The sequence below is a fragment of the Limnobaculum xujianqingii genome, from assembly GCF_013394855.1.
GTDB lineage: Bacteria > Pseudomonadota > Gammaproteobacteria > Enterobacterales > Enterobacteriaceae > Limnobaculum > Limnobaculum xujianqingii.
The window spans coordinates 887,548-905,183 of record NZ_JABMLK010000001.1; the positions used below are offsets into that span (position 1 = coordinate 887,548).

Genomic DNA, 17,636 nt, shown 5'->3' on the forward strand with positions numbered 1-17,636 from the left:
CGCCATTATAATCACGCTTTTAGTAAAAGCTACGTTATCCGCACTTCAAGTTTAAACTAATGATGATAACCGTCGGTAAATATTAGCTGATATGTTGAGAAAGCAACGCAGCAATATTTTCCAGACCATGTTGATCATCACTATCAAAACGACCAAATACCGTACTATCTATATCTAAAACAGCGATAATGTTATTTCCCTGATAAACAGGAAGCACTATCTCCGCATTGCTTGCACTATCACAGGTAATGTGTCCTTCAAATTGATGAACGTCATCAATACGTTGAATTCGATTTTCTTTCACTGCCGTACCGCAAACACCCCGACCAACAGGAATACGCGTACAGGCAATTTTTCCCTGAAAAGGTCCCAGAACCAGTACGTCACCCTGTAACAGGTAAAAACCAGCCCAGTTAACCGCTTCCAGTCGCTCAAATAAGAGTGCACTGGCATTAGCAAATGTGGCTATCAAATCTGGCTCCCCTGCAATCAGAGCAGACAGATCTCGGTGCAACTCGGTATAAAACGCTTTTTTATTCATTTTATCAACATAAACTATAAAACAGACTGCCAAAAATTTGACTGCAAAAGTGAGATATCATTCCAAAATTCCAGTATTTAAACTCAACCACCGGCCAGTTTAACTTTGAATCCTTTATATTCTAGCAGCACTTTTAACTCATCGCGTTTATCACCTTGAATTTCAATCAGACCGTCTTTCACTGCACCACCACAACCGCATTTTTTCTTTAACTCAGCAGCCAGTTTTTGCAATTCAGTATCATCGAGATCCAAACCAGTGATAATACAAACACCTTTACCTTTACGTCCGCTGGTTTGCCGTTGGATTCTGACAACACCATCACCTTTTGGACGTTCAACTTTAACCTCTTCCGGCGCAATTCGACCAGAATCAGTAGAATAGACTAAACGACTGTTATTATCTGTCATGATCGTGCCATATAAATTATGCCAGGCTGGCCAGAATATCCTGCAAAGCCTGAGCTGGATTAGCTGATTGTGTAATGGGACGACCAATCACCATATAGTCGACACCTGCATCCAGTGCCTGTGGAGGCGTCATTACCCGGCGCTGATCGCCAATATCACTACCTACCGGACGAATACCCGGAGTAACTAACTGAAATTTAGTGCCTAACAGTGACTTCAGATGACGAGCTTCATGGGCTGAACATACTACACCATCAAGGCCGTTATCTTTTACTAAACGCGCCAATCTTTCTGCATGTTCTTCCAGCGAGGACGTTATTCCAATTCCCCGTAAGTCACTTTCATCCATACTGGTTAATACCGTAACGGCAATTAGCTTAGGTGCAGAATCACCATAAGGCAAAAGTGCTTTTTTCGCTGCCTCTAACATACGAGCACCGCCGCAGGCATGCACATCAACCATCCAGACGCCCAATTCAGCTGCCGCCGCAACGCTCTTGGCTACGGTGTTGGGAATATCATGAAATTTCAGATCCAAAAAAACATCAAAACCACGATGATGTAACTCACGAACCAAATCAGGACCACAAAGAGAAAACATCTCTTTACCAATTTTCAGCCGGCAATCTTTAGGCTCTATTTTATCGGCCAGTTCAAGCGCTGAACGCTGATTATCGTAATCCAGAGCAACAATTATGGGTGAAGTCGACATCGACATACTGTTTTCCTGTAATGCATTCTTACTAAAAAAGCCCGATCGCTATCAGGCTATTATCTGTTTATTGACCGTCTAATCCACGAATAGGTTTTACCGTTGACCACGCCCGACAAGAAGGACAGTGCCAGTAAAGCGAATTAGCTGTCAGTCCACACTTTTCACAGCGATAACGTGGGCGGATACGAATTTGCTCACCCACCATTTCTCGTAACACAATCAGACTCTCTTTGGCTCGCCCTTCTTCAGCTTCCGCCAGTTGATAATCCATCAGGCGATAGAAGCCGCGGGTAGTTGGATGAAGCTGTAACTGGCGATTGATATAGGTTTGAGCCACATCTCGCCCTTCTGTTTGTTCCAGCATATCCGCCAGTCTTAATTCTGCTTCTGAACCGGTATTTTCGGCTACACAGCGCTTCAAATACTCTATCCAGCGTTCGGGCTGCTGTAATCGTTGGTAGCACTCATACAGCATGCCAATGGTTTCGCTGACAAAATCTTTATCCTGATCGATTACTCGCTCGAGCTCGTTAATTGCTTTGATATCATCACCGCGTGCAATCCAGATACGACCAGACATAATCGATACCCGGGCACAGTTTTTGTCAGCAGAGGCTGCTTTCTTCAGCAGTCCCATTGCTTTGTCCAGATCTTCAGAACCCATTGCCTGTAAAGCCAGCTCACAATAAAAATGAGCAATTTCAAGACGAAACTCATCTTTTCCGGCTTTAACCAATTTCTCGGCCATCTCAATTGCCTGCTGCCAGTCGCTGGTTGCCTGATAAATAATCAGCAACTGCTTCAATGCAGGAACACGGAAATCTGCTTCATCAATTAGCTGGATAAACATCTGCTCTGCACGATCGTAAAGTCCTGCTGCCATATAGTCCCAGCCTAATTGCTGAGTAACCAGCAAACGCTGTTCAAATGTCAGAGAAGCACTTTCAATCAAAGACTGGTGAATACGGATAGCTCGGTCAACTTCACCCCGGGAACGGAATAAGTTGCCTAAAGTCAGGTGGGCTTCAAAAGCGCCGCCGTCCTCTTTTAACATATCGACAAAGAGATCAACGGCTTTATCTTGTTGGTTAGAAAGCAGGAAGTTAACCCCATCCACATATCCACGGGACAGTTTATTCGCTTCCTGCTGCCGCTCCTGTTGTACGCCTCTTCGGCCCATATACCAGCCATATGCGGCAGCTACGGGCAACAACAGAAACAGCAGTTCTAGCATACAGCCTTATTCCTTTGTGGGTTGCGGCAACGCCACTGGTGCAGGCTCGCTGACCGATGACGGAGAAGGTGTTGCAGCTTGCTGCAGGCGTTTAATCTGACGTTCTGCACGACCTAAACGCAAGCGTAAACGCAGATAAAACAGACCACTAACCAGCCAACCCAGAATAAAGCCACCGCCAAATAGTATTGCCAATAAGGTGGATAAAGCATAATCCCCTTTGGCAATCAGGAAGTTGAACGTAACGACCTGTTCATTATGTGCGCCTAATGTTACTGAGATAACCAGAATAACAATGGCGATGAGTCCAATTATTAAATATTTCACAATGCTATCCAAAATAGAGATAAACGGATGAATTATACCAAGAATACTTGATTAATGTTCTATAACTTAGCATTTCTACTCACAGATAGAAAATCTCTCTTTCTTTCCGTGAGCTGTTTATCACTGACATAATCTAATAATACTATCACACAATCTTACTGACTCAGGAGAGTCGTGGCGAATAGTATTGTTTTGTATTTACTATTCTTCGCACTTTTCAGCAATGTTCACTGCTATCTGTCCGGGAGAAAACACCCAAAACGCTGCCGCCCAACTGGCCAGAAAAGCAAATAACCCACTGAGTAAAATCGAAACAATTAAATCTTCCGGCCAGTGCATGCCAAGCAACAGTCGGCTACCAGCAACAGTAATCGCCCAAACCATCAATACAACAGCACTGATATAGCGGCGACGAGGCAACAGCATTCCTATCCCCAACAGTGCCCAGGTTGCGGTAAATAGCGTATGGCCTGATGGAAAAGAGTAACCAGTTTCCCGTTCCCAGTGTTTAGACAACCAGGGTGGGACACGTTCTTCACCTTTAAGATGTTGTTCAACAATGCGAGCGCGCTCTTTGCGTGGTAACGCATAAAAGGCATTATCATCAAGTTGAAATTCATCTTCCATCCAAAGAACAAATGGACGAGGTTCTTCCATGGTTTCTTTGATGGCTGACTTTACTCCTTGGCCGCCAACGATTGTTACCGCTAGTATAGCAATCAGTAACGCGCCCGGTTTAAATGCAAGTCGCAAACGCCAGACAAACCACAACGCCAGTACCACACTGGTAATAGCCCCCCAGGGAGAACTGGCGGTTTCTGTCATCCAGAATAATGGTTTAAGAATAGGATTGTCTTCATTAGGTGTCCATGTCCAGTCGATAAACCAGACCAATACTGGCATCACCAAAAGGATTAAAACCCCAACAGATATTCGCTTTGCAAGCCCGCTTAACATATTACTTCTCAGTTCTGATATAATAACAGCGGTCTATAATCCCACAAAAATGGCTAAAAGAGTAAAAATACCGCCTCTGACCGGCGGATTTTTTCTTAACTATTCAGCAACAAAATTCATTTGATTAGATTATACTGATACGCTTTATCCGACTGATAAAGTCATAAGCATTAGAATTGCTGTTTATTTTCGCCGTGTCTTCGCGAAATAACAGGGTTCATAACGTAGCAATAGGTTATTGGAGAGTATCATGCAGCTAAAAAGAGTGGCAGAAGCCAAACTACCGACACCATGGGGCGATTTTCTGATGGTCGGTTTTGAAGAGCTGGCCACAGGGCATGACCATGTAGCATTGGTATTTGGTGACATCAGCGATCCAAAACCTGTTTTAGCCCGAATTCATTCAGAATGCCTGACTGGCGATGCATTATTTAGCTTACGCTGTGATTGTGGCTTTCAGCTTGAGACTGCTCTGCAGCATATCGCTGAAGAAGGTCGCGGCATTCTGCTCTATCATCGTCAGGAAGGTCGTAATATCGGCTTGTTAAATAAAATTCGTGCCTATGCTCTTCAGGACAAAGGGGCGGATACGGTTGAAGCCAATCATCAGTTAGGTTTTGCCGCTGATGAACGCGACTTTACTCTGTGTGCGGATATGTTCAAATTGCTGAATGTGGATTCTGTTCGCCTGCTAACCAATAATCCAAAGAAAGTTGAGATTCTGACTGGTGCTGGTATCAATATTGTTGAGCGAGTACCGTTGCAGGTTGGTCGTAACCCTAAAAATGAAAAGTATCTGGATACTAAAGCTGCCAAGATGGGGCATTTGCTGTCCAAATAATTACGCTGTAATTCAATCAACACAAAGCCCACCAATTGGTGGGCTTTGTCGTTTTGGCGTCTGGAAATTATCTCACCGGTAACTCAATATTTTTAAACAGCGCATCGACCTCTTCCTGAGTTCTCGCTGCTACCGCTTTATCAACCACATCACGGGTTAAGTGTGGCGCAAAACCCTCAATGAAGCTGTACATATAGCTACGCAGGAACGTAGTACGGCGAAAACCTATTTTGGTGGTACTGTGAGAGAAGATATGGCTGGCATCCAATGCTACCAGATCGGGATCTTCGATTGGGTCGACCGCCATATTTGCCAGAACACCGACCCCCAAACCTAAACGAACGTAAGTTTTAATCACATCTGCATCGGTGGCTGTAAACACAATTTTTGGCGTTAATCCTGCCCGGCTAAAAGCGATATCCAATTCAGAACGACCGGTAAAGCCAAAGGTATAAGTCACTAACTGATATTCAGCCAGCTCTTTAATACTAACCTGCTTTTTATTGGCTAATGGATGATCGGACTTCACAACAATCGCCCTATTCCAGTGGTAACAAGGCAACATAACTAAATCTTCATACAGATGTAATGCTTCTGTAGCAATCGCAAAATCAGCATTACCTTTTGATACAGCTTCCGCTATTTGAGTTGGCGATCCCTGATGCATATGCAGTGAAACTTTAGGATAGCGTTCAATAAAGGTTTTAATGGATTTTGGCAACGCATAACGCGCCTGAGTATGCGTTGTGGCGACATACAGGGAGCCTTGGTCGGGATAAGTATGCTCACCGGCAACCGACTTAATAGCGTCTATTTTGGATAACACTTCACGGGCAATACGTACCACCTCTTGCCCGGCTGGAGTAACTTCGGTTAAATGTTTACCACTGCGGGTAAAAATCTGGATGCCCAGTTCATCTTCCAGCATTCGAACTTGCTTGCTGATACCGGGCTGCGAGGTATAAAGGCGCTCGGCTGTAGAAGAAACGTTAAGATCATGATTCACCACTTCAACAATATAGCGAAGTTGTTGTAATTTCATGCTTTACACCACCACTTAACAAGTATCTCAATACTGAAAATAAGAAGTTATATTCCCTTGTCCAGTTCAGTGAATACATCCCTTTCATCACGCCACTGAAGGTTTAACCGGGTGTTAAAAACGCTATCAGATAATCTGACTTAATTTTACCCGCCGTTTGGCAGAAAAATAAAAACGCCCTGCAGTTAAATGACACACAGGGCGTTATATATCAAGTAATATTCTACTTAATCAGCAACTTTCGTTACTTTTTCGGTGCTTCGGCCCACTTACCATCCGCATAGAACACTGACCAACCGGTCGCTTTACCATTTTTTTCAGATGCTACATATTGCTGCTTAGTTTTACGGCTAAAACGAACAATTGCTTTGTTACCTTCAGGATCGGCAACCGGAGCATCGGCCAGATAGCTAAGCTTCTCTGGTAAACGATCTTTAAAGCGACGTAGCTCTTCTACCGTTGGTGCACGCGTTTCGCGAGATTTAGGGAAGGTGTTAGCCGCCAGGAATACCCCTGCCGCTCCGTCACGCAACACAAAATAGGCGTCTGATTTTTCGCAAGGCAATTCAGGTAATGGAACCGGATCTTCTTTTGGTGGTGCTATATCGCCGTTACGTAAAATCTTACGGGTATTTTTACAATCCGGGTTAGTACAGCCCATGTACTTACCAAAACGCCCTACTTTCAGGTGCATCTCAGAGCCGCATTTCTCACATTCAATCACCGGACCGTCATAACCTTTAATGCGGAACTCACCCTCTTCAATCTCATAACCATCACATTCAGGGTTATTACCACAAACATGAAGTTTACGCTGATTGTCGATCAGGTAGCTGTCCATTGCCGTGCCACATTTTTTACAACGATGGCGGGCACGTAATGCGTTAGTTTCGGCATCATCCCCTTCAAGTACGTTTAGCACTTCAGATTCAGGGATCAGATTGATGGTCTGCTTACAGCGCTCTTTCGGCGGTAATGCATAACCAGAACAACCCAGGAATACACCAGTACTGGCGGTACGAATACCCATTTTACGGCTACAGGTTGGACAATCAATAGAGGTCAGCACCACCTGATTAGGCCGCATACCACCTTCTTCTGGTTCCTGCTCCGCCTTCTCCAGTTGATTATTGAATTCGCTGAAGAAATTGTTCAGTACTGTTTTCCAGGAAGCTTTGTTTGTTGCCACGCTGTCCAGATCGTTTTCCATACGGGCAGTAAAATCGTAATCCATTAAGTCACGGAAGTTCTCTTCCAGACGATCGGTAACAATTTCACCCATTTTTTCCGCATAAAAACGACGGTTTTCCGTATGAACATAGCCCCGGTCCTGAATGGTCGAAATAATCGACGCATAGGTAGATGGACGACCAATACCGCGTTTTTCCAGTTCTTTAACCAACGAGGCTTCGCTAAAACGCGCCGGTGGTTTAGTAAAGTGTTGTCCTGGTAATAACTGCTCTAACTTAAGTGCAGTACCTACTGCGATCACCGGTAAGGCTTTATCCTCATCGTTTTTACGTAATGCAGGCAGTACTTTAGTCCAGCCATCAAAACGCAGCGTACGACCTTTGGCTTTAAGCAGGAAGTCACCTGCTTTGACCGTCAGCGTAGTGGAATCATATTTAGCTGGAGTCATCTGACAAGAGACAAACTGACGCCAGATCAACTGATACAGACGCTGTGCGTCCGCTTCCATATCTTTTAGCTGCTCAGCCTGAACATTCACATCAGAAGGACGAATTGCTTCGTGCGCTTCCTGTGAGTTCTCTTTGCTGCTGTATTGGTTTGGCTGTTCAGGCAAATATTTATCACCAAAATTGTCGGTGATATAGCCGCGTACCATTGCCAGAGCATCCTGACTCAGGTTGGTTGAGTCAGTACGCATATAAGTGATATGACCCGCTTCATACAGACGCTGAGCCATCATCATGGTTTTCTTCACTCCAAAACCCAGACGAGTACTGGCAGCCTGTTGCAGTGTAGAAGTAATAAATGGAGCACTTGGTTTACTGCTGGTTGGTTTATCTTCGCGCTCCAACACTTCGTAGTGCGCTTTTTCCAGCAATGCTACCGCAGCATGCGTTTCATCACGGGTAACCGGCTTAAACGCTTTATCATTAAAATGCGTTACCTGCATTTGCAGAGGAACATCTTTACCATGACTTAAATCAGCGTGCAGTTCCCAATACTCTTCAGGAACAAAGGCTTTGATTTCACGTTCACGTTCCACCACCAGACGCACGGCAACAGACTGCACCCGACCGGCTGATAAACCACGGGCAATCTTTTTCCATAATAATGGAGAAACCATATACCCTACTACGCGGTCCATAAAACGACGCGCCTGTTGAGCATTAACCCGGTCGATATTCAGTTCGCCTGGCTCTTCAAACGCCTGACGAATCGCATTCTTGGTAATTTCGTTAAACACAACCCTACGATAGCGATTATCGTCACCACCAATAACTTCCCGCAGGTGCCACGCTATGGCTTCCCCTTCGCGGTCAAGGTCGGTTGCGAGATAGATGGTATCGGCTTTTTCAGCTAACGCTTTCAGTTCCGCGACGACTTTTTCTTTACCAGGCAAAATTTCATAATGCGCTGCCCAGTCATGATAGGGATCGATTCCCATTCGGTTAACCAACGCCTGTTTAGCATCCTTTTTTACTTTGGTACCTTTTGCTGCAGGGCTGCTTTTAGTTACCGAACCACTCGTTGGCAAATCCCGGATATGACCGACGCTGGACTTAACCACGTAGTCATTTCCTAAATATTTATTAATCGTTTTGGCCTTAGCCGGGGACTCCACAATGACGAGCGCTTTACCCATAATATTGTTTACCTAAATTAGTCCTTCTAAATGAAACTCAACATTTCAATTTCAGCAAAATGATGAGAAAGCATGGCTTCTATATTGTAGCGAAAATACAGAATCTCAACCTGTAACGCCAAATTTCGGGTGATATTGATATTACTTACAATCAGTTAACACCACCCAACATCATGCAGACTCTGCTGTTGAAAGCCCATAACTGTACCTGATAAAAAGCGCTACGCAACAAAATTAGCATATTGATACCGTTTTTATCGGTAATACCACATCCTGTCAAACCAGAAAAAATGCACTCTCACAACTCATTTAACGCATTGCTCTGGCAGGCACAGGTGACTAAAATAGCCCATCCGTAAAAATTGAATGGAGGTATTCATGCTTAATCAAACATCACCTATTTCCCGTCAGGCATTACTGATAGAAGCGAATGAAATCATTCGCAACCATGAGGATTTCCTTCACGGTATGGAAGCCACCGGCGTAGAACAAAAAGGCGATGTTCTGGTTTTTCGGGGAGAGTTTTTCCTGGATGAAGATGGACTACCTACCCCCAAAACCACAGCAGTGTTTAATATGTTTAAACACCTGGCCCATGTGCTATCCGGCAAATATCATCTGCAAGATTAATCTGATTCTGTTACCAGCAACTCAGCAAATGGGTTGCTGGTTAACCCGGCAGTTGCGACATATCCATATAGGCTAATTCCCATACGTGCCCGTCGGGATCGGTAAAACCGTGTCCATACATAAACCCATGATCCTGAGGCTGGTTATAGGTGTTTCCACCTGCATTAATCGCCTTCTCCACTAAGCTATCCACCGCTTCACGACTTTCACAAGAAAGACAAATCAACACTTCGTTAGCTTCATGACTATTACAAATAGCTTTGGGAGCAAAATCACTAAAACGCGCCTGCGTCAGCAACATTACATAAATAGAATCACTGACAATCATGCAGGTCGCATTCTCATCAGTAAATTGAGGATTAAAACTAAACCCTAACTGAGTAAAAAATTGAACGGAACGAGGTAAATCCTGAACGGCTAAATTGATAAAAATCTGCTGAGTCATAACACCACCTCCACGAATCCAGTCTGTTCAGTGTAGTTGGTTTATAACGGTTGTGGCGGTTGCTTATCTCGCTTTTTTCTTAACTAAAGCTAACCGTCGGGAGAGACGGGCGTTGGGGTCGACTTGGCGTAAGCCAACGAAGCACCCCTAGCCCGGCTAGGCCCGACGCACTCCAAAGCTAAGTACATAAGGTCTTCCGGCCGATTACTATCGTGATATGAGTACAATGCTATTACGGCCGGAATATCCACAAGAATCAATTAAAATAAAACTACACTAACGGCTTCTGCCCCCGCTGCCACCACCTTAACAACAAGCGATCGGCGCCCTCAGCCACACTGCCCGTCAAACGATCTATCAGCTTTTTACGCTGTGCGTAGGTAACACCAATCACATCGCGATCTTTCATTTGAGCGATCACTAAATCATCACTGGTGCCAATATCATCGATCAAACCCTTCTCTTTTGCCTGAATACCAAACCAGTGCTCTCCTGTGGCAACCTGATCAATATCCAGCGATGGGCGTTGTTCACGCACAAAATCTTTAAACAACTGATGGGTTTCATTCAATTCTTCACGGAACTTCTCACGCCCCTGATCGGTATTCTCACCAAACAAAGTCAGAGTACGTTTAAATTCTCCGGCAGTATGTAATTCCACATCAATATCATTTTTCTTCAATAAACGATGGAAGTTTGGCAACTGGGCAACCACGCCGATAGAACCAATAACCGCAAAAGGTGCAGCAACAATGTAGTCAGCCACACAGGCCATCATATAGCCACCGCTGGCCGCAACCTTATCCACCGACGCTGTCAAACGAATACCGGCTTTACGTAAACGATCCAACTGCGATGCAGCCAGACCATATCCGTGCACCATTCCTCCCGGACTTTCCAGCTTCAGCAAGACTTCATCACCCGGTTTAGCCACTGCCAGAATCGCGGACACTTCCTCTCTTAAAGACTCAACTTCATGAGCATCAATGCTACCTTTAAACGACAACACATAAAGGCATGGTTTCAGGGTTTCCTTTTCACCATTTTTAACTGCCAGCTTCGCTTTTTTAGCTTCAGCCTTATCCTTCTTCTTTTGTTCCTTATGCCACAACTTCTGCTCTGCCGGTTGTAAACGGGCAAACTGCATATCTTCTTGCATATTGCGGTACTGCTCGCCTAAATCAACCAGGGTCAACTCCCCACGACGCCCGGACTTACGTTGGGTTACGCTCACAACCAGCAATGCAGCCGCAGCAACCACCACGACAAAAGTTACAATTTTTGCCAAAAAAAGACCGTACTGAGAAATCCACTCCACAGACATATTCCTATATAGTTGAACCAAACTTGCAATGAACTAACATGATGAACAATAACCCATCAAGTATAGCTATTTACTTTTGCTACTCATGCAAAAGTTTGTTTAAACGCTACAATTCTATATTCGCTATACCTTGTCACTTAGTTCGTGATGCCGACAAATATACCGTAAGGAGAGACTATGCACTACCAACCACCGTCCAATTTACTCAATAACAAAATTATCATGATAACCGGAGCCAGTGACGGTATTGGCAAAGAGGCTGCTCTAACTTATGCCCGTTATGGCGCTCAATTACTATTACTTGGTCGTAGTGAAATCAAACTGAAACAAGTACAGCAAGAAATTGCCAGTCAGGGTAATCATCCTGTGCTGATTTTTCCTTTTGATTTACTAACGGCAAAAACCAGCGACTATCAGGCACTGGCAGAAGACATCACTAACAAGATTGAACGTCTGGACGGGCTATTACACAGCGCTGGCCTGCTGGGAGAGATCGCCCCAATCAGCACACAGGACCCGGAAATCTGGCAACAGGTTATGCAGGTAAACGTCAATGCCGGTTTTATGCTCACACAGGCGCTATTACCGCTGCTGCTTAAATCGCCTAAAGCGTCACTGGTCTTTAGTAGCTCTGGCGTAGGCCGTAAAGGTCGTCGTGGATGGGGGGCTTACTCTGTATCCAAATTCGCCACCGAAGGCCTGATGCAGGTTCTGGCGGACGAATATCAGGGGACATCACTGCGAGTTAACTGCATTAACCCGGGCGGAACCCGTACCAGTATGAGAGCCTCTGCCTTTCCACAAGAAGATCCCGGCCTGCTGAAAACCCCTGCTGATATTATGCCAACCTACCTGTATGTGATGGGAGATGACAGCAGCAATGAATCTGGCGTTAGTTTTGATGCTCAGCCGAACCGGGTTCCCGGTGCAGCAAAATAGTTTAGCTCACTTGCTTTAAATGCAAAAAAGCCGCCTTTTCTTCATTAAGAACAGGCGGCTTTTTAATCACATCAATATGATGTTTATTTAGTCATCAGTTTTTGCAGACAGCCAATGAACAGATTTGCAGCGGTTTCCAACTGCTTCTCATCAAAGTCAAACTCTGCCTGATGGTGACCCGCTTTCAGATCCGCACCCACAATAAAGTACAGTGATTTACCACCGTGACGCTGAACGCGTTTAGCCAGTACGGTTGCATCTTCACTGCCGCCAAAGATTCGCTCTGGCACTACGGTCAGCTCAGGATTTTGCTTCACAACGCTGGTTAACAGATCGACCAGCTCTTTATCGTTTTGCAGATCAACCGCTTCACCCATAACTTCGCTTTCTAAACGTAAGTCAAAGCTATGAGCCGCACCGGCAGCCATACGCTCTACCTGCTCAGCCATGTAGGTGTTAATGGATTCATCTTCACCGCGAACTTCAACCTGAAGCTCACCATAGGCTGGTACCACGTTACGGCCTTCACCGGCACGGATAACGCCCACGTTAATGCGGGACATACCTTTACCATGACGGGAAATACCTAACATTTGAGTTGCTGCGTGACAGGCACCTGCCAGCGCATTGCGACCTAAATGAGGCTCAGCACCGGCGTGAGCTGGTGCACCGTAGAAGCGGAAATCATACTTGGTGGTGCAAAGGAAACTGTTTGGATTAACTACGATCTCACCAGTTTTGGCAATAAAACCGAGGTGCATACCTAAGAAGTAATCAGCATCGTCAACGATACCGCTTTCTGCCATTGGTCTTGCACCACGAACGCCCTCTTCAGCCGGTTGGAACAACAGCTTCACTTTACCACTCAGTGAACTACCGTTTTCAACTAACCATTTAGCAATTCCTAAACCGATGGACATGTGACCATCATGACCACATGCGTGCATCAGACCAGCGCTTTTCGATGAAAAGCCCTCTTTATTAGGAACGTGCTCACCAGCAGCACATTCCTGCACGTTAACGCAGTCAATATCAAAACGCAGAGCAACTGTCGGACCAGGTTTACCGCTGTCAAATGTTGCCATACAGCCGGTTAATTCATCCATCTCAGCTAACAGTGCTTCGTCAACACCTCTTTCCCTGGCCAGTTCCAGCCCACGTGTTACTACGTCAGCTTTACGACCACGAACAAATTCACGATTAATCACTTTTGGACCAGCAATAACTTCCAGCCCCATCTTACGTAATTCAGTGATTAAACGTGCCGTAGTAGTAAATTCGGACCAACCGATTTCAGGAAAACGGTGAAGTTCACGACGCCATGTTACTAATTGGTTTAAATCAATAGTCGACATTACTCTTCCTTCCTTATTATCTGATAATTACTGCATAACGGTTTACAACATAAACAGAGCTACGAAACATACAGCGATCAGCATACCAGGAGCAGTACGTTTGATTAGCTCAACTGGGTTTGCTGCTGCTAAACCAGCACAAACGATGGTTACACCAGCGATTGGTGACATAGTACGGCCTAATGCACCAGCAATAGCCGCTGCCATACCCAGGTCAGGAATGGTATATCCCAGATCGGCTGCATGACGGGTAACGGTTTCGTTGAAGGCTAATGCCGCAGCATCACCAGAACCAGTGATGATACCCATAAGGAATGGACCAATAGTACCGCCCCAACGAGCCAGCTCAGGATGATGAGTCAGGAAGAAAATAAAGCTGTCGATTAAGCCAGATACTTTCAGACCTGCAGCAAACACGGCTGCCGCAATGATGATACCCAGAACGTCACCGTAGGCATTTCCCATACCGCTGAAGAATTGTTTGGTCATTGCAGTTGGGCTGCAACGAGTAATAACCAGTGCATAGATAGCACCGATAACCATCGCTGATGGAACCGTCATTTTGACCGCGCCAAACCAATCGGTTAAACCCGCAATCAACAGCAGAATTAATGGAACAAATGGAGCGGTAGCATACAGGTAGTTAGCTTTTGGCTTCTCTTTAACTTCAGCACCTTGTTCTGCGCCTTCAGCTAATTCAATGCGGAACTCTTTACGAACCAGCGCCACAATTGACAGAGAAACGGCACCAATAATACCCACAGCAATGCTGATTGGTGCGTGGTGTTTAATCAGATCGATAACTTCCATCTTGGTGAAACCTTCAGTACCAACCATAACTTCGTTATACAGGTTAGATACAAAGGCATTATGCGACATACCCGGGCTTAAGAAAGAACCGATGGTACCACTCAGTACCGCAGCACCAGCAATGGCCGGGTGAATACGGGCACCAATCAGTAATGGAATTAACGTTGCCCCTACCGCTGCCGCACACCCGGCTGCTGAAGGAATAGCAATGTTGATAAAGTAGGTTACAACCACCGTCATAGGGATCAGGAAGAAACCCATACGACTCATCATACCGGTTAAAGTGCGTACCAGATGGGTATCACACTCGGTGTACTTCATCACGTAAGCAAAGCCCATACTCGCACAGATTGCCTGAATCAGACTACCTGAGGTCATACGTTCACTGAATGCGTCCAAACCCGCCATTGGTGTCAGTGCTAACAGACACATTACCAAGCCGGAGCCGATTAGCACCATCCGCGTTTCATACTGTTTTATCAGTAAATAAATAGTGATTGCGACAACCACCAGGGAAATTATTTGTAGCATATTATACTCACCATCTGCTTTATTAAAATTGCAATCGTTTGATTGCTTCCACACCTAATTACAAATATATCAGAACTATAATTACCTAAGACTTGGTACAAATAAACTATAATCTCAAAACTCTATTTCCGCACTACTGCACTATAGCAACTGACCCGTTGATATCGTTGATGGATGTCAAAAAAAAAGAAATTGAATAACTAAAAAGAGTAGGTGTATCAAAGATGTAAATGATTACCTAATTTTGAATAATGTAAGCGTGGTTATCATTTATTATTAACCATCTGTAATTTAATATTAAAAGAATAAAGACAGGTAGATTATGTTCTGCTTTATGGTTACAACATACCTATAACATTTGATTTTTTACTATCCGAAAATAGCTATCGCAATGGAATTGTGTACATTTTTACAGCATTATTGGTTTAAATTTTTGGTGAAAATTGACAGGGAACTAATGAGGCCTGCAATATCCATTATGTTTTTAGGGTTTATTGTTTATCGATAATAATTATTAATATTATTCAAATTACAAATAGATAGCCTGACATTCTTAATTGAGAAAATTGACTAATCACACCGTTAACCAATCGCCACATTAATATTTTCACACACTTTTAATAATAAGCAGGACAGGCTATACGCTTCGACCAAGGCTATCTTTGGCAATTACCTGAAAATCATTAAAGCTCTTGCTATTTAGTAGCCTTTTGGTGGCTTTTTCCCGCACAAAAGTAACAAATAAATCATAGATCGCCATCGCTTCTTCATACTCTGCCCTGCTGATTGCCAGCAGGAATATTACATTGGCAGTCTCTTTCTTATCTTTGCTCCACTCAATACCATTAGGTGCCAGTATCGTGACGACCACCGTCTTGTTCGCCAGCAGGCCCAATGAATGCGGTAAAGCAATGCCCTCACCCAACAGTGTTGAAACAATAGATTCCCGTTCGACTAATGAAGGATAAAATTCCTTAGTAATATATCCGTCAACCTCAAGCTTTTTACACACTTTCTTAAACAAAGCTTCCTGAGTCATTTTGCCTTTAACGATCATAAAGTGCCGTTCATCAAAGAAACGCTCAAGAATATAAGGCTTGGTTCGATCTATCATCGCCAACCGCCCTACCTGCTCCAACTGATATGGCGTTGGGAATGGGGCTATTTTAACAATGGGTTTATCTTTTTCCGTTAGCCTGACCGTGGTGATAACAAAGTCTTCATCCACTGACGCCAGTCCTTCGTATTCTTGTAAATCGATCACTCGACTTAACTTAAGCTGGGGAAATTCCCGTACGATTTTAGCCTCAATCATCCTAACGGTTGAATTACCTGAGTCCGTCACCACTAAAGCGTGAGGATGGCGGGTATATCCCACGCTGTAATTACGTTCCAGACCAACGCCAATGTGTACCGCCAAATATCCCAGCTCATCTTCGTTGATAGGATAAGGTAGTTTATGCTCAACATTAGCCATGGCACTCAACGTAACGTCATAGGCAAAGGGATAATATTGTTTAATATCTGACAGCAGCGGGTTTTTGCTATTAATCTGATAGCGCACTCGGGTTAGCATCGCTGCCAGATGAGTGGAAAGATCGGTTTTTAGCTTGGTATCATTACGTAAATCGTAATTGTAAGAGTCATTGATGTAGGTGAGGATATAATCCACCAGTTCATCACTGTTACTTTCGCTCTCGGGTTCCGCTGAGGCTACATGATTAGGAATACGTCGGGCAGAGATCTGTACGCTCAGGTACTCCTCTTCGGCAAATGAAACATCATTTCCCAGAAAATAAACAAAACCTTTCGATATTTCACTGGCAGTACTTCTGATTACGCCATCAATACCTTCGGCATCATAGCTCACAATTTCATGACCGCGAGTAATACGTAAAATAGAGACAGCACAGTTAATAATCAGATACTGGCGCCCTTCATTGGTCAGGCGAATATCAAAACGATTAACGCTGTTTTGCAGCACTTTTTCAATGTAGGTCAGATCGATATTGGCCAGAATTTCTTGTTTAAAATTATTCAGCGAGCGTTCGTTTTCCATAGAAAACTGATGCCACAAAATATCGGTAATGCAGGCACGAATAGCCGACTCACCACCCGCCAGTTTGATTCCCTGACGAGGTACGGTATCCAACGTTAACTGATATTTGCTTAACTGCTCTCTTACCGAGGTCATATCATGCTGCAGAGTTCCCCGACTAACGAACCATTCTTCGGCAATGTCATCCAGTTTAATCGGCAAAGAGGCCATCAAAAATTTCAATAACAATGCATCTACCCGCTCTTTAGCCGTGCGAGGGATGCTTTTCACCTCATATTTCTGCATTGGTAATGCAGCAAAAGCCTGTGGATCATCCACTTTCAGTCGATAACCTAATCCCCGTTCATAAGTCACACTTGCGCCATAGCTGGCCAGAACATCATTCAAGGCCGCAACATCAGTACGAATGGTTCGGGTTGATACGTCAAAACGTTTAGCCAGCTCTTCCTGTGGCAGCGTTTCGGACTGAATGGCATCAAATAGATAAGCAAGTCGCTGATAGGGAAATAACGTCACGGATAGGCCTTTTGCTTAGAATAAAAATAAAACCAATAACTAGCCTTTCTGAATAAAAAAGCTTCAAGGTAGCAAAGACTAAAAAGTTAATCGTCGGGAGAGACGGGCGTGGGGGTCGACTTGGCGT

At 44.5% G+C, this 17,636-nt stretch carries 16 protein-coding genes; 3 read left to right on the forward strand and 13 right to left on the reverse strand.

Going from position 1 to position 17,636, the window contains the following annotated elements; genetic code table 11:
* Positions 1-82 precede the first annotated feature (82 nt).
* The 6 genes from GOL65_RS04020 to pgpB form a co-directional block, all read right to left on the reverse strand.
* Positions 83-541, reverse strand: coding sequence for a GAF domain-containing protein (locus GOL65_RS04020; protein WP_140920827.1), 459 nt, complete (start codon positions 539-541; stop codon positions 83-85).
* Between the two features lie 83 nt (positions 542-624).
* Complete coding sequence (yciH, locus tag GOL65_RS04025; RefSeq protein WP_140920828.1) at positions 625-951, reverse strand: stress response translation initiation inhibitor YciH; 327 nt, start codon at positions 949-951, stop codon at positions 625-627.
* A gap of 16 nt (positions 952-967) precedes the next feature.
* Positions 968-1,669 (reverse strand): orotidine-5'-phosphate decarboxylase, encoded by a 702-nt coding sequence (pyrF, locus tag GOL65_RS04030; protein WP_140920829.1) that lies wholly within the window; start codon positions 1,667-1,669, stop codon positions 968-970.
* A gap of 61 nt (positions 1,670-1,730) precedes the next feature.
* A complete protein-coding gene (gene lapB, locus GOL65_RS04035) occupies positions 1,731-2,900 on the reverse strand; it encodes a lipopolysaccharide assembly protein LapB (RefSeq protein ID WP_140920830.1) in 1,170 nt (389 codons plus the stop codon).
* Between the two features lie 6 nt (positions 2,901-2,906).
* The gene (locus GOL65_RS04040) at positions 2,907-3,227 is read right to left on the reverse strand and encodes a LapA family protein (RefSeq protein ID WP_140920831.1); all 321 of its coding nucleotides are present in this window, start codon (positions 3,225-3,227) and stop codon (positions 2,907-2,909) included.
* A gap of 201 nt (positions 3,228-3,428) precedes the next feature.
* Positions 3,429-4,184, reverse strand: a complete 756-nt coding sequence (gene pgpB / locus GOL65_RS04045) for a phosphatidylglycerophosphatase B (RefSeq protein WP_140920832.1) — start codon at positions 4,182-4,184, stop codon at positions 3,429-3,431.
* Between the two features lie 250 nt (positions 4,185-4,434).
* On the opposite strand from pgpB, the gene ribA reads away from it, so the two are divergent.
* The gene (gene ribA, locus GOL65_RS04050; protein ID WP_140920833.1) at positions 4,435-5,025 is read left to right on the forward strand and encodes a GTP cyclohydrolase II; all 591 of its coding nucleotides are present in this window, start codon (positions 4,435-4,437) and stop codon (positions 5,023-5,025) included.
* 67 nt (positions 5,026-5,092) lie between these two features.
* Here the strand turns inward: ribA and cysB are convergent, their stop codons facing one another.
* Both cysB and topA read right to left on the reverse strand, forming a co-directional pair.
* Complete coding sequence (cysB, locus tag GOL65_RS04055) at positions 5,093-6,067, reverse strand: HTH-type transcriptional regulator CysB (protein ID WP_140920834.1); 975 nt, start codon at positions 6,065-6,067, stop codon at positions 5,093-5,095.
* Positions 6,068-6,311: 244 nt separating this feature from the next.
* Complete coding sequence (gene topA / locus GOL65_RS04060) at positions 6,312-8,900, reverse strand: type I DNA topoisomerase (RefSeq protein WP_140920835.1); 2,589 nt, start codon at positions 8,898-8,900, stop codon at positions 6,312-6,314.
* Between the two features lie 378 nt (positions 8,901-9,278).
* Between topA and GOL65_RS04065 the strand changes: the two genes are divergently transcribed.
* The gene (locus GOL65_RS04065; protein ID WP_140920836.1) at positions 9,279-9,530 is read left to right on the forward strand and encodes a YciN family protein; all 252 of its coding nucleotides are present in this window, start codon (positions 9,279-9,281) and stop codon (positions 9,528-9,530) included.
* Between the two features lie 40 nt (positions 9,531-9,570).
* Here GOL65_RS04065 and GOL65_RS04070 read toward each other — a convergent pair whose 3' ends face one another.
* Complete coding sequence (locus tag GOL65_RS04070) at positions 9,571-9,975, reverse strand: VOC family protein (RefSeq protein ID WP_140920837.1); 405 nt, start codon at positions 9,973-9,975, stop codon at positions 9,571-9,573.
* Positions 9,976-10,246: 271 nt separating this feature from the next.
* Entirely contained in the window at positions 10,247-11,293 is a 1,047-nt protein-coding gene (sohB, locus tag GOL65_RS04075; RefSeq protein WP_140920838.1) for a protease SohB, read from the reverse strand.
* Between the two features lie 183 nt (positions 11,294-11,476).
* Between sohB and GOL65_RS04080 the strand changes: the two genes are divergently transcribed.
* Positions 11,477-12,238: a YciK family oxidoreductase gene (locus GOL65_RS04080; RefSeq protein WP_140920839.1), complete on the forward strand. Its 762-nt coding sequence runs from the start codon at positions 11,477-11,479 to the stop codon at positions 12,236-12,238.
* Between the two features lie 83 nt (positions 12,239-12,321).
* Here the strand turns inward: GOL65_RS04080 and GOL65_RS04085 are convergent, their stop codons facing one another.
* From GOL65_RS04085 to GOL65_RS04095, 3 genes are all read right to left on the reverse strand, one after another.
* Positions 12,322-13,593, reverse strand: coding sequence for an amidohydrolase (locus GOL65_RS04085; RefSeq protein ID WP_140920840.1), 1,272 nt, complete (start codon positions 13,591-13,593; stop codon positions 12,322-12,324).
* A gap of 42 nt (positions 13,594-13,635) precedes the next feature.
* A complete protein-coding gene (dcuC, locus tag GOL65_RS04090) occupies positions 13,636-14,934 on the reverse strand; it encodes a C4-dicarboxylate transporter DcuC (RefSeq protein ID WP_140920841.1) in 1,299 nt (432 codons plus the stop codon).
* A gap of 637 nt (positions 14,935-15,571) precedes the next feature.
* Positions 15,572-17,509, reverse strand: a complete 1,938-nt coding sequence (locus GOL65_RS04095; RefSeq protein ID WP_140920842.1) for a BglG family transcription antiterminator — start codon at positions 17,507-17,509, stop codon at positions 15,572-15,574.
* Positions 17,510-17,636: the final 127 nt, after the last annotated feature.